Source organism: Lentzea sp. NPDC058450 (assembly GCF_042721395.1).
GTDB lineage: Bacteria > Actinomycetota > Actinomycetes > Mycobacteriales > Pseudonocardiaceae > Lentzea.
Map to the genome: position 1 here is coordinate 235283 of NZ_JBHXLO010000006.1, position 24595 is coordinate 259877.

Below are 24595 nucleotides of genomic sequence, written 5' to 3' on the forward strand. Positions count from 1 at the left end.
TGAGCCAGGTGCTCGGGCGGGCTGTCGTTTCTCTCCCCACCCCAACTTATAGCCGGTGGGGGGACTTGCCGCAAGACCAGGTGCCGGCCCCACAATTCGTGCCCTGACCAGGGATTGAGGGGTTTTCACCATGCGGTTTCTGCTGTCCACGATCGGGTCGCGCGGCGAGGCGCAGCCGGTCACGGCACTCGCCGTGCAGCTCCAGGCGCTCGGCAACGACGTCCACGTCGTCGCCCCGCCCGACTTCGAGCAGCTGGTCACCGGCAACGGCCTGAAGTTCACGCCGGTGGGCCCGGTCCTCCGCGACACGAAGATCGTCAAGACCACGCCCGACGAGCTGCGCAGGCTCGCCGAGGAGTCCGTCCGGGAGCAGTTCCGGGTCATGACGAAGACGGCAGGCGACGCCGACGTGCTGGTCGCGGGCGGCGCGTTGCAGCACGCGACCAGGTCCGTCGCGGAGAGCATCGGGGCGCGGTACGTGTACGCGAGCTTCTGCGCGAACACGCTGCCCTCACCGCACCACGCGCCACCCGCGATGCTGGGCCGCGTCCCGGCGAACGGCACCCCGGACGAGAACCTCGCGCAGTGGGAGCGGCACCGCCAGTACTTCGTGAGCTCCCGCGACACCCTCAACGCCGAACGCGCGAAGCTCGGCCTCGCCCCGATCGACGACGTCCGCGACCACATCTTCGGCGACGACCCGTGGCTCGCCGCGGACCCGGTGCTCGGCCCGTGGCCGGGACCGGGCGAGCTGATCCAGACCGGCGCCTGGCTGACCGACGACCGGCGCCCGTTGAGCGCTGACCTCGAAGCGTTCCTGAACGCCGGAGAACCACCGATCTACTTCGGCCTGGGCAGCATGCGCGGCGCCCAGGACACCGCGCGCGAAGCCGTCGACGCAGCCCGCAAGATCGGCAAACGCGTTGTCCTGCAACGAGGGTGGGCGGGCCTGGAACTCCCCGACGACGCCGGCGACTGCCTCTCGATCGGGGAGGTGAACCAGCAGGCGTTGTTCCGCCGCACGGCCGCGATCGTGCACCACGGCGGCGCGGGCACCACTACGACGGCCGCGGCGGCGGGCAGGCCGCAGCTCGTGCTGCCGCACATGTACGACCAGTACTACTGGGGCGCCCAGGTGGAACGGCTGGACATCGGCCGTGCGTCGGCCGCGGTCACCGCGGAGATCCTCGCCGAGGTGCTGGAACTCGCCGGCCAAGCCGGGAAGGTCTCCGCACAGGTCCGCACCGACGGTGCGAAAGTCGCGGCGGAGCGCCTGATGTCGTGGTAAGCCAACGACATGAGGATCCTCGCCGCGGTGCTCCTGCTCTTCGTCAGCGCCTGCACGGCCACCGAACAGGGTGTGCCGACCAAGCAGGCCTGGCTGACCGGCAAGCTCACCTTCCGGGTGGTGACGAGCGCGGAGCCGACGTCCAAGCCGTCCTCCGGCTACCCGGTGCCGCAGAACGAGGCGAACGACCCGGCGGTCCAGGCGGCGAAGAGCAAGCGGCAGAGCACGGACGACACCGTCCGCAAGGCGGCGCTGGAAGCGTTCGACTGCGGTGCCCCGGATCCGCTGGTCGGCCACGACGACGCCGCCGCGCCGCTGGTGACGTGCGACGCCGGTGAGTACCGGTACGACCTGGGCCCGGTCGCCCTCGACGGTGAGCGGATCGCCAAGGCCACGTCCTCGTTCAGCCCGAACGGCGGCGGCCACGTGATCACGATCGAGTTCGACGCCGAGGGCGCGAGGACGTGGGGCGACTTCACGACGGCCAACGTGCAGAAGCAGGTCGCGATCCTGATCAACGGACGGGTGCTCAGCGCGCCCACCATCCAGTCGCCGATCACCGGTGGCACGACGGAGATCTCCGGGAAGTTCACGGCGGACGAGGCGAAGCAGCTCGCGGAACAGTTGAACCAGACCAAGTGAGACGTACGTGTGGTGGGTGTCCGCAGTGAGGGGTGACCACCATGTCGTACCAGGTTGGGCTCGATCTCGGATCCGCAGGCGCCACCGTCGCCACCGGCGGTGGCGTCACGACCAGCGGCCGCCGTCAGCAGGCGCCGGCCAGGGAGGTCGCGACCCTCCTCGACGACCTAGCGCGCCGGCACGGGGAGCCGCCGAGCCGGGTGGCCATGACCCATCCGCTGTGCTGGCCGCACGAACACCTCGAACAGCTGCGCCAGGACCTCATCGACGCGGGGCGCGCGGACGTGCTGTTCGTGCCCGCACCGCACGCCGCCGCGATCGCGTTCGACGCCGACGCGCGGATGCCCGAGCACAGCACGGTGGTGGTGTTCGACTTCGGTGCCACCGGCTGCGACATCACGGTGCTGCGCAAGCAGGGCGTGCTGTTGCTCGCCGGTCAGCCCGAACGCGTCGAGATCGGCGGCTTCGCCCTCGACGGTCTCGTCACCGAGCACGTCATCGCGAAGATCGGCACGCACAGCCGTGAGCTGGTGCGCAGCTGCGTCGAGGCGAAGGAGCTCCTCGGCAGCTACCCGGAGGTCAGAATCCCTTATCTGGCAACGAACGGGGAGATGCGCGAGGTCAGGCTGAGCCGCCTGGAGTTCGAGTCGGTCATCCGGCCGTCGGTCGAGCTCGCGGTCGACGCGCTGGAACGCGTCGTCGCGAGCGCGGGTCTGGAGAAGCCCGACGTGGTGCTGCTCGTCGGCGGATCGTCCCGGATTCCCCTGGTGGCGAGGGAGATCGCGGAACGGCTGCGCATCCCGGTGCTGCGGGCCCCCGACGGCGCGGCCGCGACGGGCGCCTACCTCGAAGCCGTGCAGCTGGAACCCGCACCCGACGAGCAGCCCACCGCCGAGGTTCCCCTGCCGCGCAAGGAAGAGGAACCACAACGACGCCTCCCGACCACGGCGTTCATCGCGGCCGGACTGATTGTGCTCGTCCTCGGAGGAGGATGGTTCGCGCACGACGCGATGAACGAGCCGCAGATGAAGAAGATGGAGAACACCAGCGTGCAGCTCGAACCACCGGGCGTGGCCGAGTTGCCGAGCTTCATCGGGCCAGAGCGCTGATCTCCCGCACGGTCCGGTCGATCTCCTCCGGCGTGTTCAGGATCGACGTGCCGATCCGCGCGTACGGGATCCGGTAGGCGGCCGTGGTGATCTGGATGTTCTTGTCCGCCAGCCGTTGCACGAGCTCGGGCCCGGTCGACCCCGGCACGTCGAAGCACACCAGACCGGCGGACAACGACGTCGGCGTGTGCACGACGGCGCCGGGGATCTCCGCGATCCCGGCGGCGAACCGCGCGGACAGCTCGGCGATCCGCGCGGCCACCTGCGGGCGGCCGAGGCGCTGGTGGAACCGCACCGCCGCCGCGACCGCGAAGTACTGCTCGAACGCGTGGAAGCCGCCGGGCCCGAGCAACGCCGTGGTGCTGCGGTCGCTCAGGCTCGGCAGCATCGGCGCGATCTCGCCGTTCACCTCGGGGTTCACCCACACCATGCCGGTGCCGCGTGGCCCGAACAGCCACTTGTGCGTGCCGGCGACGAACACGTCCGCCCCCAGCCGGGCCGCGTCGTCGTCCACCGCCGCCAGCCCGTGCACGCCGTCTACGACGAGGAGACACCGATCCTCCGACTTGCGGCCACGGTTCGCCTCCGCCACAACGGATGCACACGCCCGCACGGGCATCCGCAGACCCGTGCTCGACTGCACCCACGTGATGCCGACGGCCCGGGTCTGCGGCGTGATGGAGTTCCGCAGCCGTGTCGCGATCTCGTCCTCGGTGGCCTTCGCCGAGCTCTCGTAGAGCGTGCCCACCCTGACCTTCGCGCCGACCCGTCCCGCCGCGAGCCGGGCCGCCTGCTGGTGCCACGCGTGGTCCTGGTCGCTGAGCAGCAGTTCCTGGTCCGGACGCAGTTTCAGGCCGCCGTAGACGATCGAGAGCCCCATGGTCGTGTTCGGCACGAACGCGATGTCGTCCGCCGCGCCCCCGACGTACTGCCCGAGCGCCTCGGCGACCTTCTGCGCCTCCTCGGGCATCAGGTCGTGCGAGTTGGCGTCGAGCCTGCGCTGGAACTCCTCCACCGCGTCCCGGACCTCGCGCGGGTTCGACGCCAGGTAGAACAGCCCCAGGTTGGTCAGCGCCGGATCGAGCCGGAACTCACGGCGGACGGCGCCCCAGTCCAGTCCCGGCGCCGCCGCGGACGCGGTCGGCGCGATGGCGAGAAGTCCGGCCCCCACCAGGAAATCACGACGCTCCATGGCGTCCATTGGACACCCGTTCCGGCGCGAACGGCAGGCCCGTGTTCAAGGCCTTCGCGCCCACCACGCACAGCTCGCCGAGCATGCTCACGCCGATCGACAGCTGCGTCGGCGCGTGCCCGCCGACCAGCAGCCCCAGCCCGAGGCTCACCCCGATCGACGTCACCCACACGACCACCGTCCACGGCGTGTACCGCTGCCACAGGTGCCCGTCGCGCTCGAACAGCCTGATCGTCATCCCCCGGAACGCCCCGAACGCGAACCCCGCCACCAGCGGCAACAGGTAGAGGAGGTGGAACTCCTCGACCGCGCGGACGCCGAAGAACAACAGGAACGCGGGCGGCGCCAGCAGGTCCCGGGCGTTGAGCGGTTCCCCCCGGAACCGGCGCACCAGCACGTACACCACACCGGCCGCTATCAGCAGATATGTCATGACGACCCCCTAAGTAGCATGACCCTGCTACTTAAACTAGCAGGGTCATGCTACAAAAAGGAGGTGTCACCGAGAGTCGTCGATCCCGTCGCCCGTCGCCGAGCCGTGGCCGAGGCGGTGTTCCGCGTGGTTGTGCGCGACGGCGTCGAACAGGCGTCGCTGCGCAACGTCGCGATGGAGGCGGGCCTGTCCATCGGGTCGATCCGCCACTACTTCGACAGCCACGACGCCATGGTCATCTTCGCCGTCGAGTTCCTCATCGCTTCGATCGACGAACGCGTCATGACGCACGTGCGGTCGTTGCGGGACAAGGACGATCCCCGTCGTCCGGGCGAACGCGTGCTCTCCGAACTGCTCCCGCTCGACGACCGGCGGCGCGACGAGGCCGTGCTGTGGCTGGCCTTCGCGACCGCCGCGCGCACCCGCCCGTCGCTGCGGCCGCACGCGGAACGGCTCTACGACGGCCTGCGGACGTTGTGCGCCCGCGCGCTGAAGGTGATGTCCGAGGCGGGCACGATCGCGGCCGCGCACGACCTCGCGCTGGAGACCGAACGGCTCGCGTCGCTGCTCAACGGCCTGACCGTGGACGGCGTGCTGCACCCGGACCGGATGACCCCGGAGCTCACGGTGTCGGTGCTGCGCGGCCACCTCGACTCGCTGCGGTAGCTTCCACGATCCACACCGGCAGCGAGGGCAGGCCGTCCACGCCGTTCAGCACGATCTCGTCCCGCTCGAACCGGGTGATCTCCCAGCCGGCGCCGGTCAGTGCGGTCCGCAGCTCGTCCTCGGTCACGGCGAACGGTCCGCCGTCGACCGCGAGCGAGGTCAGGTTCAGCAACGCCCCGGCGGCCGCCGCCTCCCGCAACGCCACCGCGAGCCCGGGCCGTTCGTCCGGCGGCACGCAGTGGAACAACGCGCTCGCCAGCACGGTGCCGAACGGACCGGTGAACGCCGACCCGACGACCCACTCGACACCGTCACCCCGGCCGCGGGCGATCTCGATGGCGGTCGGCGCGATGTCGACGCCGGTGACCTGATGTCCCTGCGAGGCGAGGAAGAGCGCGTTGTCGCCGGTGCCGCACCCGGCGTCCAGCACGTGCCCGCGGAACCGCCCGGCGGCCTCCCACGCGACGACGATCGGTTGCGGCGCACCGATGTCCCACGGCACGCCGTTGTTCGGCACGCCCTCGACCAGCTGCCCGCCGCGGTAGAACTCCTCGAAATCGACCATGCGCCCAGCCTGGAGTTCGGCAACGTCAATCCGGCGCCCACGACCGGCAAGGCGGCGGAAACCATCTTCAACTACCGTCATCGCGGTGGAATCCCTCGATCGGAAGCTGGTCCACGCGCTGCAGATCGACGGCCGCGCGCCGTTCGCGAAGATCGCCGCAGTGCTCGGCGTCTCCGAGCACACGGTGGCCCGCCGCCACCAGCGGCTCCGGGAGAACGGCGTGCGGGTGCGGGGCGCGCTCAACCGGTTCCGGCTCGGCCACCACGCCTGGACGTTGCGACTGCGCTGCACCCCGGACGCCGGACCGGTGCTGGCGCAGGCGCTCGCCCGGCGCCCCGACACGTTCTGGGTGCACCTCATGTCCGGCGGCACCGAGATCTCCTGCCTGCAACAGGTGGAGACCGCCGACGAGCTCCTGCTGGACCGCCTGCCCCGACGGCTGGTGGACGTGAGCGCGCACAGCATCCTGCGCGGCTTCGCGTCACCGGGAACGTGGCGCGGCATCGCGTGCCTCACCGAAGAAGAAGAGGCGGCTCTCCGCCCGGAACTCCCCTTCGACCCGCCGACCGAACTCACACCGCTCGACGAACAGCTCCTCGCGGTCCTGCACGCCGACGGCCGCGCCGGGTTCAGCGAGCTGGCGACGAAGGCAGGCACCTCCGAGTCGACCGCCCGCCGCCGGGTCGAGCACCTCAGACGGACCGGCGTGCTGGAGTTGCAGCTCGACGCCGACCCCGCGCTGCTCGGGTTCGCCACGCAGGCCCGGCTGTGGATGCGCGTGCAGCCACGCCATCTCGCCTCCGTTGGAGCGGCGCTCTCCACTCATCCGGAGGTGTACTTCGCAGCGGCCACGACAGGCCCGGCGAACCTCGTCGCCAGCGTGACCTGCCGTGGCAGCGGCGATCTCTACCGCTATCAGACGGAGAGCATCGGAGTTCTCGACGGCGTCAGCGAACTCGAGGCCGCTCCGGTGCTGCGCACCCTGAAGCGGGCGACCTAGGACAGGCGCGGGGCGTCGACCGCCCAGTACCAGTTGTTGCCGGCGTCGAAGAGCCGCCACGAGACGCGGGCCGTGCGCGCACCGGAGGGCACGGCCGCGGTCAGCGACACCTGCTGCGCGATGCCGTCCGCGTCGTGCGTGCGGACGACCCGCGCGGGACCGCCGTCGAACGACACCGAGACCGTGCCGCGCTGCGTGCCCTCCTGCAGGTAGTGCGAGAAGTAGTCGAGGCGAACGCTCGACCTGCCGGTCACGTCGTAGGCGGGCGAGGTGAGCGTCGAGTCGAACCTGCCGCTGGAGGACGGCGAACCCTTGTCGTCCCACTCGTCCGGGTCGGCGACGGCGAAGACGCCACGGGAGCGCACGTTGGCCTCACGCGACTGCGACGGCGCGGCGCGGGTCCAGAAGTCGTCGGTGATGAACGACCAGCCCTGCCACTCCGCCACGCCCTGCGGCATCGACGACGCCGTGGTGACCGTCCACCCGGCCGGGCCCTGCCGCGTCCAGCCCAGCACCGACGCCGGCACGCCGGTCTCGTCCTGACGCGGCTTCAGCGTCACCGAGTCGAACGGGTCGACGGGTGCGCTGCCGAGCGCGTAGCCGTCCAGCGAGGCGGAGACGCCCAGGTGCTTCAGCGCGGACGCCGCCACGTCCACGAGCTTCGGCGCCACGGCCGGGCGAGCGGCACCGGTCGAGATCACGAACGTCATGCGCTCCTCGGGCGAGTCACCGCCGTGCCCGCCGGACGCGGTGTGGCCGTGGTCGGTGGTGATCATGATCAGCCAGTCCTCGGACGCGTACGTGGACCGCGACTCGATCGCGCGGACGAGACGGCCGATCTGCGCGTCGTTGGTGCGCATCGCGGCCGCGTACTGCGAGGAGTCGGCGCCGTAGTTGTGGCCCGCGATGTCGATCTGGCCGAGGTAGACGAACGACGCGTCGGCCGCGTCCGAACGCAGGTGCTGCTCGGCGTCGATGGTGATCTTCTCGTCCGAACCGGTGTACCCGGCCGCATCGCCGTCGAGGACGTACTTGCGGTCCTGGCCGGTGCGCAGGATCTGGTCGCTGATCGGCTTCCAGTCGACCGCCGCGTACGTCGACAGGCCCGGGTTCGCCGTGTTCGCGCGCTCCAGCCAGCTCGGGTACGACGTGAGGGCGTTGCCGGAGAAGGAGTTGTCCTTGACCTTGTGCTTGTCCGGCCACACACCCGTGAGGATCGTCGACCAGCCGGGGCCGCTGGACGTCTGGGCCATGCCCGACCCGTACAGCGCGCTGCGGGCGCCGTACCCGCGGTTCAGCAGCGCCCGCACGTTCGGGGTGTCGCCGTTGACGAGCTTGTCGTACCGGGCGCCGTCGAGCCCGATCACGAGCACCTTCGGCGTCTTCGCCGGTGCCGCGACAGCAGCCGGGGTCACCAGCAGGAGAGGCAGCAGTAACGCGAGAGCAGCTCTTGTCATGACAGGCAGGCTTGCGGGCTGCACTCGTTTTCAGCAATGACGAGCGCCCGAAGTTCACCCGGGCTTCGACGGTTGTCAGTACAAGTTCACTGCCTGGTCGTCACCTGCACGTCGCGCGCGGTCAGCTCGGCGGCGCACTCGGTGCACTCGACCTTCGCGCGCACGCCGCCGCCGCAGTCGCGGTGGTGCAGCTGGAAGAACTCCTCCTCGTCGGGCGCCATCCACTTCGCGCCCCACGTGCGCAACGCCATCAGCACGGGGTAGAGGTCGCGGCCCTTCTCCGTGAGGCGGTATTCGTGCCGTGTGCGGCCGTCCTCGTGATAGGGCACGCGCTTGAGCACGTCCTCCTGCAGCAGCACGTTCAGGCGGTCGGTCAGGACGCTGCGCGAGATGTCCATCGTCGCCTGGAAGTCCTCGAAGCGGCGGGTCCCCAGGAAGATCTGGCGGAGCAGCAGCAGTGTCCAGCGCTCGCCCAGCAGCGCCGCGGGGCGGCTCAGCGTGCACGGCAGGGTCGAGAAGTCCGAGTACGACATGAACCCAGGATATCCCTTGCGTTCGATTTTCGAACCCAGCTACAGTTCGGATTCCGAACCCAGGAGGGCTGATCCTCATGCGCGTCACCGAGCTCGACCGCGACACCGCGCCGGAAGCCGTGGACGCGGTGTTCGCAGGACTGTCCGCCCGAAGCCGCTACCTGCGCTTTCACTCGCCGACACCGCGGTTGACGGCGTCCGCGCGCCGGGTGCTGGTGGACGTCGACGGCGAACGGCACGCGGCGGTGTGCGCACGGGTCGGAGGCGACCCCGTCGGCATCGCCAGGGTGATCAGGACCAGTGAGTGCGGCGCCGAGATCGCGGTCGCCGTGATCGACCTCTGGCAACGCCGGGGCGTGGGCCGCAGGCTGCTGGAGGAGCTCACCGCCGTCGCGGCCAGGATGGGGGTCGCCGAACTGCACGGCGACGTCCTGCCCGACAACCACGCGATGCTCGCGCTCGTCCGCAAGGTCCTGCCCGGCGTGCGGTTCAAGCGGGAGGTCGACACCATCGAGCTCAGCTACCCGCTGGCCTGGGTGACCGCCGAGATCAGTGACGCGGATCTTGTAGAAAGCCTGCAGGAAATCTAGAGATCCCGGTCCGACCATGGCCGGCGTGACCACCGCACGCGCCGCCGGCCGCCTGATCCACCGCTCTGAGATCGTCGAGCGCGCGGCGTCGTGGCTGCGCGACGAGGTGCCGTACGGCCAGACGTCCTTCCACGAGAACGAACACGGCGTCTACCGCGCCGACTGCTCGGGGTTCGTGTCGATGGCGTGGGGACTTCCCGGCAGGCCCGAACACCGCCACGGCGGCCTCGACACCCCAGGCCTCACCGCGGTGAGCACGCTGATCCATGCGGGTGAACTGGCGGTGGGCGACGTCGTCATCCGCGCCGACGGCACCAACCTGACCCGGCACGTCGTGATCTTCGCGGGCTGGGCGGAAGAACCGGGACGCTACTGGTGCTATGAACAGGCCGGAGGTCACCGCACGCGCCTCCACGTCATCCGCTATCCCTACGGCAGTGCTCCTGAGCTGTACGTATCGCGGCGGTACCTCAGCGTGAGCGATCATGCGTGATCGTCGTCGAATCGCGGTGAACGGTCTAAACACAAGACGTTCGACCGGACCAAAACTTCACATCGTCTTGCTACCGTGACCGGCATGAAACGGTGGGGGATGTTGGCGGTAGCCGCGGCGGCCATCACGTTCGGCTCGACGCTGGCCATGCCGGACGTCGCTGTCGCCGCTGAGGGTGGCGTGGTCTGCGGGGCGTACCAGGCGAACGCCAAGATCACGCGCAGCGAGGTGCTCGCGCGCTCCCGCACGTGGATCAGCGCCCGCGTTCCGTACAGCCAGGCCGACTGCTTCGGCAACAAGTACGGCGCCTACCGCACCGACTGCTCCGGCTTCGTCTCGATGGCCTGGGGCCTGCGCATCTCCTACACGACGCACATCCTCGAGCAGGTCGCGCACCGCATCGACTGGGCGGACCTCCGTCCCGGCGACGCGCTCAACGACCGCGAGAACCACGTTGCGCTGTTCATCGGCTGGGCCGACGCGGCCAAGACGCGCCCCATCGTGCGCGAGCAGGCCGGCCCGAACGGCGCCAGGACCGTCCAGCGCGTGTGGAGCGCGAGCACGGCCCGCATGTACGTGCCGTTGCGCTACAACGGCATCCTCGAAGCGGGCAGCGCCGGCAGCGGCAGCGAGACCGCGCTGACGGACAAGGTCGTCGTCGCCTCGGGCCCGCAGATCTCCAACACCGGCCAGCAGCAGCTGGAGATCTTCGCGCGCGGCACCGACGGCAGCGTCATGACGAACTTCCACAAGACGAGCCGCTGGGCGGGCTGGCAGCAGCTCGGCCACGAGGTCTTCGCCGGCGACCCGGTCGCGCTGATGAACCCGGAGACGAAGATCGTCGAGGTGTTCGCGCGCGGCACCGACGGCAAGGTCTACCGCCGCACCGACGGCCAGTGGGTCGCGCTCGGCGACACCGCCGTCGCGGGCCAGCCGGTCGTCAGCTGGAACGACAAGACCAAGGCCGTCGAGGTCCTCGCCCGCGGTGAGGACGGCCTGCTGCTGCGCTTCACCGACAAGTGGGCGCCGCTCGGCGACCGCAAGATCGAGGGCAACCCGGCCGTCGCCGACAAGGACGTCTACGCCCGTTCCGCCGACGGCAAGCTCGTCAAGTGGGACGGCACCGCGTGGGCCGACCAGGGCGACAAGAAGATCGTGAGCGACCCGAGCGTCGCCATCGACCAGGTCTTCGTCCGCAGCGAGTCCGGCAGCGTCGAGCAGTACTCGGCGGGCACCTGGACGACGCTCGGCGGCAAGGGCACCGGCGCGCCGGCCGCGGTCTACAACTCCACCACCGGCACCATCGACGTCGTGCAGCTCGGCGAGGGCGGCTACGTCGAGCACTCGCGGGCCATCGACAAGGGCTGGACGCCGTGGGCGAAGCTCGGCACCACCAAGGTCACCGCGCCGCCGACGGCGATGTACCACGCGCAGACCAAGACGGTCGAGGTGTTCGCCCGCACCGACGACGGCAAGCTGATCCGCCGCTTCTACAAGGAGAAGGCCGGCTGGAGCCAGTGGGCCGTGCTGGGCGACAAGTCCGTCAGCTGACCTGAACGCAACGGAAAGGGCCGCGACCTCCTGGGGTCGCGGCCCTTTCTCATCGCGCGAGGCGCCTCACCGAGTCGATCACGAGGTCGAAGAAGCGGTCCACGTCCAGGCCGACGGCCACGCGGGCGTTCGGTGCGCGGCCCAGCCGGCCGTGCAGGTCCACGACCGTCGCCCCGCGCGTGAACGTGCCGGTCGTCTCGATGCCCACGAACGCCTCCACGCACGTGACCAGGGACGGGTCGATCACGCGGGCCACCGCCACCGGGTCGTGCAGCGGTGGTGCGGCGAAGCCGAACACGTCGCGGTAGGTCGCGGCGAAGAACGTCATCAGGTCGCCGCAGATCCGGCCGAGCGGGCCTAGTGCGTTCAACCGCGCCACGATTTCGGGCGTCACCAACGCCTGGTGCGTCACGTTCAGCCCGATCATCGTGATCGGCACGCCGCTCGCGAACACGATCGCGGCCGCCTCCGGGTCGACGTAGATGTTGAACTCCGCGTACGGGGTGGTGTTGCCGCGCTCGGTCGAGCCGCCCATGAGCACGATCTCGCGCACGGCCGACGGCCCGTAGCGCCGGAGATACAGGGCCACGTTCGTCAACGCCCCGGTCGCCACCAGGGTCGCCGGCATGTGTGCGTGCATCAGGTCGATCGCGTGCTCCGGCACCACGCCGACGGTCGCCTCGCCGAACGCCGGACCGTCCATTCCGGACTCGCCGTGGATGTCTTCCGCCACGTAGAGGGGGCGTACCAACGGTTGTGCGCTGCCGCGCGCGATCGGCACCGAAATTCCGGCGGCCGTGCAGAGACGCTGAGCGTTCGAGGTGACCTTGTCCAGGGTCTGGTTCGCGGCCACAGTGGTGATCGCGCGCAGGTCGATCTCGGGTGAGCCGGCCGCGAGCAGGATCGCGATCGCGTCGTCGTGGCCGGGGTCGCAGTCGAGCACCACAGGAGTCGGCATGCGCCCATCCTCGTCCATGAAACAACCGAAAACGTTTACGCCGAACCCTTGACGAGGTCAGGGCGGGGGCGACTAGCGTGGAGAAAACGTTTGCAGAGGAGGCTGGGGATGGCGCGCAGGCGGTACGCGGTGGTCGGCACGGGATCGCGGGCCGAGCGGCACGTCCACGCCATAGCGGTCGAACACGCGGACACGTGCGAGCTCGTGGCGTTCGCCGATGTGAACCGCACCCGCATGAACGTCCACAACGAGCGGCTCGCCGAGCCGGTGCCCACTTACGACGCGGCCGACTTCCTCAAGATGCTCGACGAGCAACGGGTCGACGTCGTCGTCGTGACCACTGTCGACCGTTACCACGACACGTACATCGTCGAGGCGTTGGACGCGGGCTGTGACGTCGTGACGGAGAAGCCGATGACGACGGACGTCCCGTCGGCGCGCAAGATCCTGGATGCCGTGCATCGCAACGATGGCAACGTCACGGTCACCTTCAACTACCGCTACAACCCGATCCACGAAAAGGTGCGCGCGCTGCTCGCCGACGGCGCGGTCGGGGAGATCGGGTCCGTGCACTTCGAGTGGTTGCTCGACACCCGGCACGGCGCCGACTACTTCCGCCGCTGGCACCGCGACAAGGCCAACTCCGGCGGCCTCATGGTGCACAAGGCGACCCATCACTTCGACCTGCTCAACTGGTGGGTCGGCAGTGTTCCGGAGACGGTTTACGCGCACGGCCGGTTGTTCTTCTACGGCGACGAGAACGGTGCACGCCACGGATACGCGGGCGACGACCGGTTCGACATCAAGCTGGAGCAGAACGACTGGCTCAAGAAGCTCTACGTGGACGCACGGCACGAAGACGGCTATCGGCGCGACCAGAACCCTTTCGAACCCGGTGTGTCCATTGAGGACGACATGTCGGTGCTCGTCCGGTACGCCAGCGGCGCGAACCTCACCTACCACCTCACGGCCTACTCGCCGTGGGAGGGCTACCGGCTGATGGTCAACGGCAGCAGGGGCAGGCTCGAGCTCGAGGTCGTCGAGAACTCCTGGGTGTCCGGCCAGGACCCGTCGGTGCACGGCCAGCACGCCAACCCGGAGCAGGGGTGGGCGAAGCTCTCGGTGCACCGGTTGTTCGAGGAACGCGAGGACGTCCCGCTCGACTACGACCGGGACGGGCACGGCGGCGCCGACCAGCGCATGGTCGACGCGCTCTACGGCCCGCCGGGCCAGCACGACCCGTTGGGACGCAAGGCAACGCACTACGACGGCACTCTCTCGCTGCTGACTGGTTTCGCCGCCAACCGCAGCTTCGAGACCGGGGAACCGGTCCACGTCGTCGACGTGATCGATCTCAGATGAGGAGACAACGTGCGCAAGGCTCTGGCCTTGGTGCTCGGCGGCGCGTTCGCGGCGGCCGGGTGTGGCGGCGGTGCGGCGAGCGGTCAGGCCGAGATCAGGTTCATCTGGTGGGGCAACGACGACCGCGCGAAGATCACGAATGAGGCGGTGCGGCTGTTCGAGAGCCGCAACCCGGACGTCAAGGTCGCGACCTCGTTCCAGAACTTCCAGAACTACTTCGAGAAGCTCTCCACCGAGATCGCCGGCGGCAACGCCCCTGACGTGATCCAGATGGACTACCGCTACCTCAACGAGTACGCGGGCCGCAACGTCCTGTTGGACCTGACTCCGTTCGTGGGCAAGGACATCCGGACCCAGGACTGGAACCAGGGCTTCCTCGGCAGCGGCAGGCTGAACGGCAAGCAGGTCGCGCTGCCGTTGGCGCAGAACGCCACCACGATCGTCTACGACCCGAAGCTGTTCGCGGCGGCCGGCGTGCCCGAGCCTCACGCGGGCTGGACCTGGGCCGACTACAAGGGCACGGCCGCGAAGATCCAGGCAAGCACCGGGATCGCCGGGTCGACCGACTTCGGCGGCACCGAGGACGTCTTCGAGACCTGGCTGCGGCAACGCGGCAAGGCGTTGTACGACAACGGGAAGCTCGGCTACGGCAAGGACGACCTCAAGGCGTTCTGGCAGCTCTCCAAGGACTTCCGCGACGGCAACGCGACCACCTCCGCCGAGCTGGTGACCACTTTGAACGCCGGCGCCGAGCAGACCCCGATGGGCAAGAAGCTGTCGGCGTCCGAGCACAGCTACGACAGCCTCTACGGCGGTTACAACACCGTGCGCCCTGACGAGCTCAAGCTCGGCCCGTATCCCAGTGACAGCAAGGAAACGCTCGGCTCGTACCGCAAACCGTCGCAGCTCATCAGCGCGTCCGCCCGCACCAAGCACAAGGACGCGGCCGTGAAGCTGATCGACTTTCTCCTGAACGACCCGGACGCCGGCAGGATCCTCGGCGCCAGCCGCGGTCTGCCCGCGAACCTCAAGATCCGCGAGGCCGTCGCGCAGAACCTCAGCGGTGCCAACAAGGTCGTCTTCGAGTACCAGAGGTCCGTCGACGCGAAGCTCGGCGACGCGCCACCCGCCCCGCCCAAGGGCGACGGCACGATCTACAAGCTCCTCCAACGCAAACACGAGGAGGTCGTGTTCGGCAAGAAGAGCATCGACCAGGCGCTGGACGAGTTCTGGCGCGACGCGGAAGAGGCACTGAGGTAGTGCCGTACCTGTTCCTGGCGCCGTGGCTGCTCGGCGCCATCGGACTGACCGTCGCGCCCATGGTCGTGTCGCTGTACCTGTCGTTCACCGATTACGACCTGTTCAACGAACCGCGGTGGGTCGGCCTCGACAACTACGCCAGGTTGTTCGGCGACGACCCGCGCTACCTCGACTCCGTGGGAGTGACGCTCCGGTACGTCACGTGGTCGGTTCCGCTCAAACTGCTCATCGCGCTGGCCGTCGCGTTGCTGCTGAACTCGTTGCGCGGCAAGGGACAGGCGTTCTTCCGCTCGGCCTTCTACGCGCCCTCGCTGCTGGGCGCGTCGGTCGGGCTGGCGCTCGCGTGGCGGGCGATCTTCGACACCTGGGTCGACACCCCGGACACCGCCCTGGTCACCGTCGTGCTGCTGTCGGCGTGGCAGTTCGGCGCGCCGATGGTGATCTTCCTGGCCGGGTTGCAGCAGATCCCGCGCGACCTGGTCGACGCGGCCGCGGTCGACGGCGCCGGGTGGTGGCGCCGGCTCGCGTCGATCACGCTGCCGATGCTGTCGCCGGTGCTGTTCTTCAACCTCGTCCTGGAGACGATCCACGCGTTCCAGGCGTTCACGCAGGCGTTCGTGGTGAGCGGCGGGCGCGGGGGACCGGCCGACTCGACCCTGTTCTACACGCTCTACCTGTACGAACGCGGGTTCACGGAGTTCCGGATGGGCTACGCGTCGGCGATGGCGTGGGTGCTGCTGGCCGCGATCGCGCTGATCACCGCCGTGCTGTTCCGGACCTCGCGGTACTGGGTGTTCTACGGGGACGAACGATGAAGCGGGCCGCGACCGTCCTCCTGTGCCTCGCCGCGCTGGCGTTGGCGCTGTATCCGATCGCGTGGCTGGTCTCGGCGTCCCTGACGCCCGTCGAGGACCTCGTGGCGAACCTGCGCGCGCTCTTCCCCGGCCGGATCACCACCGACGGCTACGCGGGCGCATTCGAAGGCGCGGGAGGCGAGTCGTTCTGGACGTTCCTCGGCAACTCGACGGTCGTCGCGTCCGGGGCGGTCGCCGGCACCGTCGCGTCGTGCTCGCTCGCCGCCTACGCGTTCGCCCGGCTGCGGTTCCGGCTGTCCGGCCCGCTGTTCGCGTTCGCCCTGGTCACGATCATGCTCCCGGCGCACGTCACGCTGATCCCGCAGTACGTGGTGTTCCAGCGACTGGGGATGGTCGACACCTTCGTGCCGTTGATCCTGCCCAAGCTGCTCGCGACCGACGCGTTCTTCGTGTTCCTGATGGTGCAGTTCATGCGCGGCATCCCGCGCGAGCTCGACGAGGCCGCGAAGATCGACGGCTGCGGCCCGGTCCGCACCTTCCGGCACGTGGTCCTGCCGCTGTCGAGGCCCGCGCTGGTGACGACCGCGATCTTCACGTTCATCTGGACCTGGAACGACTTCTTCTCCCAGCTGATCTACCTGTCGTCCACGGAGAACTACACGATCCCGATGGGGCTGAGGCTCTACATCGACCAGACGTCGTCGTCCTCGTACGGGCCCATGTTCGCGATGTCGGTGCTGTCGCTGGTGCCGATCGGGCTGTTCTTCCTGGCGTTCCAGCGGTTCCTGGTCGCGGGCGTGGCGACGACGGGCCTGAAGGGATGAGACGGCTGGAGGAGTTCGCGGACGTCCTGCTGCTCGGGGTGTTCGTGTTCGCCGCCTCGCTGCCGGTCGTGACGGCCTTCTCGGCGTTCGGGGCGGCCCGCGAGGTGGTGCGCGGTGACCTCCCCGTCGGCCGGTTCTGGACGGTGCTGCGCGTCCAGTGGGTGCCGGGGGTGATCTTCGGCCTCGGGTGGGCGGTGCTCGCGCTCGACGTCCTCTTAGTGGTCACGGTGCTGCCCGCGCCATTGCCCGTTCGGGTGGCCGTGTTGATCGCTTCGGCCGTGGCCGGGGCCTGGATGTTGTCGCAAACGTGTCTAGGTTGGCGCGGCGCATTGAAATTCCACGCACCTCGGCTGATGCTGATTGCCGCGTTGGTGGTCGCCGGTGTGCTGGTGTGGGCCCTGCCTCCGCTGGCGCTGGTGATCGGCGGACCCCTGGCGCTGGCAGCCGAGCCTGCCCGAGAAGGGTGAGAGCGATGCGTGTTGCGCTGGTCGGCGCTCGGGGGCACGGGGCTAGGCACGTGGAGAACCTGGTCCGGCTCGGGCACGACGGGCTGGCGACGTTCGTGGGCGTGGTCGACGTGGCGGACGTGGACGTGCCGGTGCCGTCCTATCCGGACCTGACATCGCTCGCGGGCGAACTGCACCCGGAGGTCGTCGTGATCTCCTCGCCGCCCGCGACGCACCGCGACCTCGTGCTGGAGGCGTTCGAGCTCGGCTGCGACGTGCTGGTCGAGAAACCGGCCGTGCTGTCGGTGCCGGACTTCGAGGAGATCTCGTCGGCCGCGCGCGACCGCGGCCTCGTGTGCCAGGTCGGGTTCCAGACCCAGGGCACCGGCTCGTACCGGCGGCTCTGCTCGTTGATCGGCTCCGGCTCGTTGGGCGACATCACCGGTATCGGAGCTGCGGGCCGTTGGGTGCGCACGGACTCGTACTACGAACGGTCGGACTGGGCCGGACGGCAAGGCGACGACGGCACGCTCGTGAACCCGTTCGCGCACGCCCTGCAGAACGCGCTGCTGCTCGCCGATGTTGAGGAACGAGCCGACATCGCTGTCGAGCTGGAGCTCTACCGATGCCGCGACACGATCACTGCGGACGACACGGCCTGTGTGCGGATCACGGCCGATGACGCGCCCCCGGTCGTGGTCGCCACCACGCTCTGCGCCACGACATCGTTGCCACCGGTCGTGCTGGTGCACGGGACGCTCGGGCAGGCCGTGTGGTGGTACGACGACGACAGGCTGACGGTCAACGACCACCGCATGGCCACGCCGCCGTCCGTCGACCTCCTGGAGAACCTGATCCGGCACCGGCAGAGCGGCGAGCCCCTGGTCGCGCCGCTGGCCGCCGCACGGGCGTTCACGCTGGTCGCCGAGCAGTGCGGGAAGGCCGACGTGCCGCTGCTGCCGGCCCGCCGGGTGGGGGACCGGGTGGTGCTCGACGGCATCGACGAGGTGGTCGTGCGCGCCGCCGAGAAGCTCGCGACCTTCGAGGAACTGGGCTGCGGATTCGGACGGTAGGGTGCCGCGCAGTTCGCCGCGTTCGGGGAGAGTTGCGTTGGACACCTACATCGACCTGAAGGACGTCCGGGTCACCGGCTACGTCGCCATGGGCCTGATCGCGCTGGTCGCCGCCGAGTCGGTGTGGGGCACGATCAACGACTGGCAGGGCGGCTCCTCGTCCTGGAGCTTCCTCGCGATCATGCTGGTCATCCCCGCGGGGGTGGCCTTCTTCATCTGGTTCCGCGGTGTCACCCACAACGCCGAGGCGATCGCGCTGCACGGCGTGCGGACCGTGCCGCAGGTCTGGAAGGCGAGCGATCCGGCGCAGCGCGAGGTGCCGTTCCGCGAGCGGGTGGCGAGCCCGTTGATCAGGCCCTGGCAGTACGGGTTCCTCGCCATGGTGGTCTGCGACGTGCTGGAGTCGTTGCTCCTCGACACCCCCGCCTACGTGGTGTTTTCCACGCTGTCGACCCTGTGCGCGCTCGGTGCGGCCGGGCTCGCGTGCTTCCTCGTCTTCCGGATCTCGGTCATGCAGCGGAAGTTCGCGGTACCCCAGAGCAAGCGCCGCTGAACTGGGGTATACTTCAGTATTGGTTGCGGTTTTGTGTTCGTGTATTCCACGCTCGCCGAACTTCAGTTGCGAGCGCTTCTCCTCCTTCGCGGTTGGGGCAGGCTCATGACCAACCACGGAGCGGCCGCACAGTGCGGCTCGTTCTTCAGTACGCAAGGAGAAGCAGTACATGGCTAACGGCACCGTCAAGTGGTTCAACGCCGAAAAGGGCTTCGGCTTCATCGCCCCCGAGGACGGCGGCGCTGACGTCTTCGTCCACTACTCGGCTCTCAACGGCAGCGGCTACCGCAGCCTCGAGGAGAACCAGCGCGTCACGTTCGACATCACGCAGGGCCAGAAGGGCCCGCAGGCGACGAACGTCAACGCTCTCTGACGTTGGTTTCGAAAACGCGGGGCTCCCTCTGGGGGCCCCGCGTTTTTGTGTTGTGATCACTGGGTTTCCCCCTATCTTGGTCCGATGCCGTTGCTCGGGCCAGCCGATCCGCTGCCGCACGTGCCCCGGCGCGTTCTCGTCGCGGGCAACGCCGGATCCGGCAAGTCGACGATGTGCGGACGCATCGCCTCGGCGCGTGACCTGAGGTGCGTCGAGCTCGACTCCCTGTACTGGGGGCCGAGGTGGACGCCCCGGCCGGAGTTCCTCGACGAGGTCCTGGCCTTCGCGCAGGAAGATCACTGGGTCACCGAGTACCAGTACAAGGTCGCGCGCCCCTCGCTGCTGGCCCGCGCGGACACCGTCGTGTGGCTCGACCACCGCTTCCCGGTCGTGATGGGCCGGTTGGTGGCTCGCACGATCAGGCGTCGCGCGGGCAGGGTGGAGTTGTGGAACGGTAACCAGGAATCGCCGCTGCGGTCGGTGTTCACGGACTCCGGGCACATCCTGCGGTGGGGCTGGAAGAGCTACTGGCGCAACCGGGCTCGGGCGCTGGCCCTGGTCGACGAGGTCGTGGTCGTGCGGTTGCGCGGGCAGGGTCAGGTGGAGCGGTGGCTCGCGGGGCCGCTCGCCTCGGTCGGACGGGAGCGTGCGCGGTGAGAACGGCTCTGGTGCTCGGCGGGACAGGCATGCTGGCCGGATGTGCCTCGCAGCTCGTGGCACGCGGGTGGCGGGTGGTGCTGCCGTCACGCACCCAGCCGCTGATGGCCGACGACGGCCCCGGACGTGCCGCGCGGGCGTCGCTCACCCGCGGCCACCGCCCGACCTGGGTGCGCGCCGACTGGGCGGACCCGGCGAAGCTCTCCACCGAGGTCGGCTACGAGCTCGAAGGGCACCAGGTGAACCTGCTGGTGGCGTGGGTGCACTCGAACTACCGCGTGGGTGTCTTGAACGCCGTGCGGCACCTTCTGGCAGAAGGCGCGCCGGTGGTGGAGGTGCACACGTCCGCACCGGTGCCAGATCCCGTGCTGCCGCATCCGACGCAGCAGGTCCTGCTCGCCCACTTCGCCCACGACGCCACCCAGCGCACGAACCGCGCCGTGCTGGAGGCCGTCGACCGGGCGCTGGAGGGACGGGCGCCCTCGCTGCACCACGAGGACGCCCGCTGAGGCGCTACCCCTTCTCGATCTTCGCGCGGCCGATCTCGGCCTGCACCTTGATGCCCGCCGCCACGTTCACGAGCTGACGCACGACCACGTCCTCGTTGCGGATGTCGGCGATCTTCTGCTTGGTCTTCGCGACGAACGTGAACTCGGCCACCGAGGGCGCCTCGATCTCGGCGGCCTTCTGGAAGTCCTTGCTGAGGTCCAGCACCACCTCGGCGCCGTCGAGCACCACCAGCTGGTAGTCCGAGGGCAGCTCGGAGGCGAAGCCCTTCTGGAACGTGCCGGCGACCTTGATGCCCTCGGCCGTCTCCTCGAAGTCGATCACTCCGTCGACGGGCGTGAAGACCGCCTCCCGGAAGTCGGCCGTGGCCTTGGCGGGCGCGGGGGCGGGTTCCGGGTCGGCCAGCGCGGGGGAGGCCGTGAGGGCGGCGGTCGCGAGCAGGACGGTGGCGATGCTCAGCAGTTTCGGCATGTCTTCGTTCGTACCTGCGGGCATTTGCGCCCGCTCGGTCAAACGCATCGCTCGATCGGGCGGTGAGCAGGTACGCTCCGCGCCGACGTCGGGGGACGCGTGCTTGCTGGGGGTAGCTCGAATGAACGCTGAAGTGCTCAGACCCGTGCACGGGATCGGACGCGCGGCGACCGTCCTCATGGGAATCTCGGCGGGGATCTCGGTGCTCGGGTCGGTGTTCCTGTGGCTTACGGTCGACGCCGATGTGCTCACACCGCTCGGTGCCGCAACCTCGTTCATCCTCTCGTGGGCGGACCTCGTGGCGTTGGTGGTCACGGCGGCCGCGTTCATCGTGTGGATGTACTACGCGAGGCAGAACGCCGACGAGATCACGTCCAAGCACCAGCACCGCTTCACGAGGCCGTGGGTGATCTTCGGCTGGTTCATCCCGATCGCGAACCTGTTCATCCCTCAGATGGTGATGCAGGACATCTGGCGCGGGTCGGACCGGGCGAACCGCATGATCGCGCTCGACCAGCGCCCCAAGAGCGGCCTCATCACCGGCTGGTGGCTCTGCTTCGTGATCTCCAACGTGTCGCTGACGCTGCCCCAGCAGTACTCGTACGAGCTCGCCACGCTCTCGACGATCTCCGCGCTGCTGTCCATCGCGGCCGCTGTGCTCGCCGCGCGGGTGCTCCGCCAGATCAACGAGATGCAGGTCAGCGTGCCGAGCGCATCCCCCGCACCAGCAGCATGACCGACTCGCGCACCTCCGCCCGCGACCGCTCCGGCTGGAACACCTGCCAGTCCAGGGCGATCACGAGCAGCGTGCCGAACAACGCCGCCGACGCGGTGCCGACCTCCACGCCCTCGGGCAGGCGGCCCGCGTCGGACAGGCGCTTCATCTGACCGCGCACGATCGACACGATGTCGTCGCGCAGCAACGAGAGAGTGCCGTGCCACTGGCCCGGCGTGCGCCACAGCTCCGACACGAGGAGCTGGCCGAACGCCGGGTACTCGGCCCAGAAGCCGAGCATCTCGTCGACCAGCGCCTCCAGCGAGTCCTCGGACCCCTCCGCGGACCGCAGCCGGCCCGCGAGGATCTCCACGCCGTGGTGCAGCAGCGCTTCGACCAGGGCGTCCTTCGACGCGAAGTTGTAGTAGATCGTGCCCTTGGCGACGCCCGCCTCCGCGGCGATCTCGTCGACCGTCACCGAGGCCGCGCCCCGTTCGCCGACCAGCTTCAACGCCGCGTCGAAGAGCTTCTGCTTCGTCGCCGTCGTCCGCGCGCTCACAGCACGAGCTCCGGCTTCAGCTTGGACGCTGTCCACACGCGCTGCTTGTAGGCCGCCACGGACGTCAAGGCTAGGGCTCCGACCAGCCAGGCGAGAAGGATCAGCGCGTCCTTTCCTACGCTGCCGAGGTCACCGCCGTACATGAGGTGGCGCAGACCGTCGACCGCGTAGCCCATCGGCAGGCCGTAGTGCAGCGGGTACAGCGGCACCGGGATCGTCTGCCACGGGAACGTGCCACCCGCGCTGACCAGCTGCAGGATCAGCAGGATCAGGCCGAGGAACTTGCCGACGGCGCCGAACGCGGCGTTCAGCGCGTGCAGGATCGCCACGAACGTGAGTGACATCAGTGCGAGGAACCCGAACGTGCCGAGGGGGTTCGACGGCTCGATGTCGACCACGAACCGTACGACCGTGAACATCACGAGCACCTGCACGATGCCGAGGAGCGCGCCCGGCAACCAACCGCCCAACGCGACCCTCAGCGCGGACTGGCCCGCGGCGAGCGCACGGCGGGAGAGCGGGCGCAGCAGCAGGAACAGCACGAACGCGCCGATCCACGTCGCGAGGCCCAGGAAGAACGGGGCGAGGCCCGCGCCGTAGGTGGCCGCCTTCGTCTGGGACAGGCCGCGCACCGCCACCGGGTCGCCGATGGCCTGGGCGATCGCGGCACGGGTCGGGTCGTCCTGGTTCGGGATCTTGTCGACGCCGCCGGACAGGCCGGTGCTCAGGTCCGACGCGCCGGTCGCGAGCTGCGCGGCACCGTCCTTGAGCTGCGGCGTCGCGGTCGCCAGCTTCTGCACCCCGCCGTTGAGAGCGGTGGCGCCGTCGTCCAGCTTGGCGACGCCCGCGACCAGCGGCGGCATCTTCGCCGAGAGCTGCTCGGCGCCGTCGGCGACCTGGTCCGCGCCGGTCGCGAGCTTGCGCAGGTCCCCGGCCGCGCCCTGGACCTTGGCGTTCGCGTCGTCGACGGGCTTGCGGACCTGGCCGAGCGTGGTCAGCACGCGCTGCACCTGCTCCTCGGTGAAGCCGAGGGTGCGCAGGCGGGTGGCGAGGTCGCCGTTGAACTGGTCGAGCCCGCCGACGAGCTCCTGGGCCTTCTTCGCGTACGTCTCGGCCTCGGTGGCGGCGGTCTCGTTGCCGGTCGCGACCTGGCGCGCGCCGTCGGCGAGCTTCTTCGTGGCGTCGGGCAGCTGCCCGGCCTGCGCGCGCAGGTCGTGCAGGCCGTTGCTCAGCTGGGTCGCGCCGGGGGCGAGCTGCTGGGCGCCGGTGTCGAGCTCGGTGATCTTGTCGCGCAGCGTCGCGTTGCCGTCCGCGAGCTTCTTGGCGCCGTCGGCGGCCTTGGTGGTCTCCTGGCGGATCGTGGAGAAGCCGAGCAGCAGCTTGTCGGCGGCCTCGGTGGAGATCTTCGCGGTGACGGCCCTGCGGACCTCGTTCACGACCTGGTTCGCGATCGTGGAGCCGAGGTAGTTGTTGGCGTCGTTGGTGGTCAGAGTCAGCACGCCCTGGCGCGGCTTGTTCTGCTCGGCGGACGTGAGCGCCTCGGAGAAGTCCTCCGGCAGCGTCAGCGCGAAGATGAACTCGCCCTTGCGCACGCCCTCGTCGGCGTCGTCGACGACTTTCCAGTTGAACTTCTTGCCGTTGAGCAGTTCGTCGGCGACGTCCTTGCCGGCGTTGAGGTCCTTGGCGCCCTTGTCCTTCACGACGAGCGCGGCGGGGACGTTGTTGAGGTTCGCGTACGGGTCCTTGTTGGCGTAGAGGTAGAGCGACGCGTACAGCAGCGGCACCAGCGCCAGCGCCAGGACGGCGAGCTTGGGGAGCTTGCCGGAGGTGATCCGGCGCAGTTCGTTGAAGGCCATGCGAAGGGCGCTCATGCGGTGATCTCCATCTTGGTGTCGTTGTCCTCACCAAGGCGCGCGTGCGTGATGTCGAGGATGTGGGCGGAGGAGTTCGAGCACAGGACGACGACGGACCGTTCGGGGGTCACGTAGTCGCTCGCCAGTGCGAACCACTCGCGCGGGTTCGGGTGGTAGCGGTCGGGGCAGTCGAGGATCAGCGCCGTGACGCCGGGGCGTGAGGCGGCCAGTTCGAGCATCACCGCGCACCGGGCCTGCGCCGGGACGTGCTCGAAGCGCTTGTCCGCGTGCTCGTCGGCGGCGTGCTCGACCAACCAGTCGTGCACCGCCTTCTTGCCGGACGGCATGCGGTTCATCGCGAGCTCCTCGCCGACGACGGCCGCGAGCGTCAGCGACTCCTCCGGTTCGTTCACCTCGGGGGCGTCGACCAGGACGACGCGCTTGCGCAGCGTCTTCGCGTCCGGTGACACCTCACCCGTCGAGGGCTTCATACGGCCGGAGAGGAGGAGGGCCAGTGCCGTGTGGCCGCCGCCCGGTTCGCCCGCGACCAGCGTGAGCTCGCCGGGCTTCACGGTCAGCGAAGTCGGCCGGAGCAGGGGACCATGGCCCCCGTTGACGCCTGCGCGACTTGCGTGGATCTCCACGGCCTT

29 protein-coding genes are annotated in these 24595 nt (G+C 69.4%); 19 read left to right on the forward strand and 10 right to left on the reverse strand.

From position 1 onward, the window contains the following. Positions 1–130 precede the first annotated feature (130 nt). Genes ACFWNN_RS12680 through ACFWNN_RS12690 form a run of 3 tightly spaced genes read left to right on the forward strand, consistent with a single transcriptional unit; the run spans position 131 to position 3039 of the window. Positions 131–1288, forward strand: a complete 1158-nt coding sequence (locus ACFWNN_RS12680) for a glycosyltransferase (protein WP_382440023.1) — start codon at positions 131–133, stop codon at positions 1286–1288. Positions 1289–1297: 9 nt separating this feature from the next. After that, positions 1298–1930, forward strand: coding sequence for a precorrin-3B C(17)-methyltransferase (locus ACFWNN_RS12685; protein WP_382440024.1), 633 nt, complete (start codon positions 1298–1300; stop codon positions 1928–1930). 41 nt (positions 1931–1971) lie between these two features. After that, a complete protein-coding gene (locus ACFWNN_RS12690) occupies positions 1972–3039 on the forward strand; it encodes an Hsp70 family protein (protein ID WP_382440025.1) in 1068 nt (355 codons plus the stop codon). Here the strand turns inward: ACFWNN_RS12690 and ACFWNN_RS12695 are convergent. Together ACFWNN_RS12695 and ACFWNN_RS12700 are read right to left on the reverse strand one after the other, a co-directional pair. Next, positions 3020–4231, reverse strand: coding sequence for an aminotransferase class V-fold PLP-dependent enzyme (locus tag ACFWNN_RS12695; RefSeq protein WP_382440026.1), 1212 nt, complete (start codon positions 4229–4231; stop codon positions 3020–3022). The two genes, ACFWNN_RS12690 and ACFWNN_RS12695, sit on opposite strands and share 20 nt — an antisense overlap. Beyond that, positions 4218–4664 (reverse strand): DUF1453 domain-containing protein, encoded by a 447-nt coding sequence (locus tag ACFWNN_RS12700; RefSeq protein ID WP_382440027.1) that lies wholly within the window; start codon positions 4662–4664, stop codon positions 4218–4220. The genes ACFWNN_RS12695 and ACFWNN_RS12700 overlap by 14 nt, the downstream gene beginning before the upstream one ends. A gap of 63 nt (positions 4665–4727) precedes the next feature. On the opposite strand from ACFWNN_RS12700, the gene ACFWNN_RS12705 reads away from it, so the two are divergent. Beyond that, on the forward strand, positions 4728–5330 hold the full coding sequence (locus ACFWNN_RS12705; protein ID WP_382440028.1) for a TetR/AcrR family transcriptional regulator: 603 nt from the start codon (positions 4728–4730) through the stop codon (positions 5328–5330). Here ACFWNN_RS12705 and ACFWNN_RS12710 read toward each other — a convergent pair. Next, positions 5287–5895, reverse strand: coding sequence for a class I SAM-dependent methyltransferase (locus ACFWNN_RS12710; protein ID WP_382440029.1), 609 nt, complete (start codon positions 5893–5895; stop codon positions 5287–5289). The genes ACFWNN_RS12705 and ACFWNN_RS12710 overlap by 44 nt on opposite strands. Before the next feature lie 85 nt (positions 5896–5980). Between ACFWNN_RS12710 and ACFWNN_RS12715 the strand changes: the two genes are divergently transcribed. Further along, positions 5981–6895, forward strand: a complete 915-nt coding sequence (locus ACFWNN_RS12715) for an Lrp/AsnC family transcriptional regulator (RefSeq protein WP_382440030.1) — start codon at positions 5981–5983, stop codon at positions 6893–6895. Here the strand turns inward: ACFWNN_RS12715 and ACFWNN_RS12720 are convergent. Together ACFWNN_RS12720 and ACFWNN_RS12725 are read right to left on the reverse strand one after the other, a co-directional pair. Continuing rightward, on the reverse strand, positions 6892–8352 hold the full coding sequence (locus ACFWNN_RS12720; protein ID WP_382440031.1) for an alkaline phosphatase family protein: 1461 nt from the start codon (positions 8350–8352) through the stop codon (positions 6892–6894). The genes ACFWNN_RS12715 and ACFWNN_RS12720 overlap by 4 nt on opposite strands. 86 nt (positions 8353–8438) lie before the next feature. Beyond that, positions 8439–8885 (reverse strand): winged helix-turn-helix transcriptional regulator, encoded by a 447-nt coding sequence (locus tag ACFWNN_RS12725; protein WP_382440032.1) that lies wholly within the window; start codon positions 8883–8885, stop codon positions 8439–8441. 77 nt (positions 8886–8962) lie between these two features. On the opposite strand from ACFWNN_RS12725, the gene ACFWNN_RS12730 reads away from it, so the two are divergent. The 3 genes from ACFWNN_RS12730 to ACFWNN_RS12740 all read left to right on the forward strand — a co-directional run bounded on the left by ACFWNN_RS12730 (position 8963) and on the right by ACFWNN_RS12740 (position 11519). Then, on the forward strand, positions 8963–9475 hold the full coding sequence (locus tag ACFWNN_RS12730; protein ID WP_382440033.1) for a GNAT family N-acetyltransferase: 513 nt from the start codon (positions 8963–8965) through the stop codon (positions 9473–9475). A 25-nt stretch (positions 9476–9500) separates the two neighbouring features. Then, a complete protein-coding gene (locus tag ACFWNN_RS12735; protein WP_382440034.1) occupies positions 9501–9968 on the forward strand; it encodes a hypothetical protein in 468 nt (155 codons plus the stop codon). A gap of 84 nt (positions 9969–10052) precedes the next feature. Further along, the gene (locus ACFWNN_RS12740) at positions 10053–11519 is read left to right on the forward strand and encodes a hypothetical protein (RefSeq protein WP_382440035.1); all 1467 of its coding nucleotides are present in this window, start codon (positions 10053–10055) and stop codon (positions 11517–11519) included. Between the two features lie 49 nt (positions 11520–11568). Here ACFWNN_RS12740 and ACFWNN_RS12745 read toward each other — a convergent pair whose 3' ends face one another. Beyond that, positions 11569–12477, reverse strand: a complete 909-nt coding sequence (locus tag ACFWNN_RS12745) for a nucleoside hydrolase (protein ID WP_382440036.1) — start codon at positions 12475–12477, stop codon at positions 11569–11571. 108 nt (positions 12478–12585) lie between these two features. Between ACFWNN_RS12745 and ACFWNN_RS12750 the strand changes: the two genes are divergently transcribed. The 10 genes from ACFWNN_RS12750 to ACFWNN_RS12795 all read left to right on the forward strand — a co-directional run bounded on the left by ACFWNN_RS12750 (position 12586) and on the right by ACFWNN_RS12795 (position 20349). Further along, positions 12586–13839, forward strand: a complete 1254-nt coding sequence (locus ACFWNN_RS12750) for a Gfo/Idh/MocA family protein (RefSeq protein WP_382440037.1) — start codon at positions 12586–12588, stop codon at positions 13837–13839. A gap of 9 nt (positions 13840–13848) precedes the next feature. Continuing rightward, entirely contained in the window at positions 13849–15099 is a 1251-nt protein-coding gene (locus tag ACFWNN_RS12755) for an ABC transporter substrate-binding protein (RefSeq protein WP_382440038.1), read from the forward strand. After that, complete coding sequence (locus tag ACFWNN_RS12760; RefSeq protein WP_382440039.1) at positions 15099–15914, forward strand: carbohydrate ABC transporter permease; 816 nt, start codon at positions 15099–15101, stop codon at positions 15912–15914. The genes ACFWNN_RS12755 and ACFWNN_RS12760 overlap by 1 nt, the downstream gene beginning before the upstream one ends. Next, a complete protein-coding gene (locus tag ACFWNN_RS12765; RefSeq protein ID WP_382440040.1) occupies positions 15911–16738 on the forward strand; it encodes a carbohydrate ABC transporter permease in 828 nt (275 codons plus the stop codon). The genes ACFWNN_RS12760 and ACFWNN_RS12765 overlap by 4 nt, the downstream gene beginning before the upstream one ends. Continuing rightward, the gene (locus tag ACFWNN_RS12770; RefSeq protein ID WP_382440041.1) at positions 16735–17205 is read left to right on the forward strand and encodes a hypothetical protein; all 471 of its coding nucleotides are present in this window, start codon (positions 16735–16737) and stop codon (positions 17203–17205) included. Before ACFWNN_RS12765 ends, ACFWNN_RS12770 begins: the two co-directional genes overlap by 4 nt. Before the next feature lie 5 nt (positions 17206–17210). Continuing rightward, on the forward strand, positions 17211–18257 hold the full coding sequence (locus ACFWNN_RS12775; RefSeq protein WP_382440042.1) for a Gfo/Idh/MocA family protein: 1047 nt from the start codon (positions 17211–17213) through the stop codon (positions 18255–18257). A gap of 37 nt (positions 18258–18294) precedes the next feature. After that, a complete protein-coding gene (locus ACFWNN_RS12780) occupies positions 18295–18810 on the forward strand; it encodes a hypothetical protein (RefSeq protein WP_382440043.1) in 516 nt (171 codons plus the stop codon). Between the two features lie 169 nt (positions 18811–18979). Next, on the forward strand, positions 18980–19183 hold the full coding sequence (locus ACFWNN_RS12785) for a cold-shock protein (RefSeq protein ID WP_285639201.1): 204 nt from the start codon (positions 18980–18982) through the stop codon (positions 19181–19183). An 84-nt stretch (positions 19184–19267) separates the two neighbouring features. After that, entirely contained in the window at positions 19268–19840 is a 573-nt protein-coding gene (locus ACFWNN_RS12790; protein ID WP_382440044.1) for an AAA family ATPase, read from the forward strand. Continuing rightward, on the forward strand, positions 19837–20349 hold the full coding sequence (locus tag ACFWNN_RS12795) for a hypothetical protein (protein ID WP_382440045.1): 513 nt from the start codon (positions 19837–19839) through the stop codon (positions 20347–20349). The genes ACFWNN_RS12790 and ACFWNN_RS12795 overlap by 4 nt, the downstream gene beginning before the upstream one ends. A 4-nt stretch (positions 20350–20353) precedes the next feature. On the opposite strand, the gene ACFWNN_RS12800 is transcribed toward ACFWNN_RS12795, so the two are convergent. Next, on the reverse strand, positions 20354–20818 hold the full coding sequence (locus ACFWNN_RS12800; protein ID WP_382440046.1) for a hypothetical protein: 465 nt from the start codon (positions 20816–20818) through the stop codon (positions 20354–20356). 121 nt (positions 20819–20939) lie between these two features. Here ACFWNN_RS12800 and ACFWNN_RS12805 point away from each other — a divergent pair, with 121 nt between their 5' ends. Then, on the forward strand, positions 20940–21554 hold the full coding sequence (locus ACFWNN_RS12805) for a DUF4328 domain-containing protein (protein WP_382440047.1): 615 nt from the start codon (positions 20940–20942) through the stop codon (positions 21552–21554). Here the strand turns inward: ACFWNN_RS12805 and ACFWNN_RS12810 are convergent. From ACFWNN_RS12810 to ACFWNN_RS12820, 3 genes are read right to left on the reverse strand one after another with little or no spacing between them, the layout of a single operon-like run. Next, on the reverse strand, positions 21517–22092 hold the full coding sequence (locus tag ACFWNN_RS12810) for a TetR/AcrR family transcriptional regulator (protein WP_191302665.1): 576 nt from the start codon (positions 22090–22092) through the stop codon (positions 21517–21519). The two genes, ACFWNN_RS12805 and ACFWNN_RS12810, sit on opposite strands and share 38 nt — an antisense overlap. Then, a complete protein-coding gene (locus tag ACFWNN_RS12815; protein ID WP_382440048.1) occupies positions 22089–23963 on the reverse strand; it encodes a YhgE/Pip family protein in 1875 nt (624 codons plus the stop codon). The genes ACFWNN_RS12810 and ACFWNN_RS12815 overlap by 4 nt, the downstream gene beginning before the upstream one ends. After that, the gene (locus ACFWNN_RS12820; protein WP_382440049.1) at positions 23960–24589 is read right to left on the reverse strand and encodes an ATP-binding cassette domain-containing protein; all 630 of its coding nucleotides are present in this window, start codon (positions 24587–24589) and stop codon (positions 23960–23962) included. Before ACFWNN_RS12820 ends, ACFWNN_RS12815 begins: the two co-directional genes overlap by 4 nt. Positions 24590–24595 lie beyond the last annotated feature (6 nt).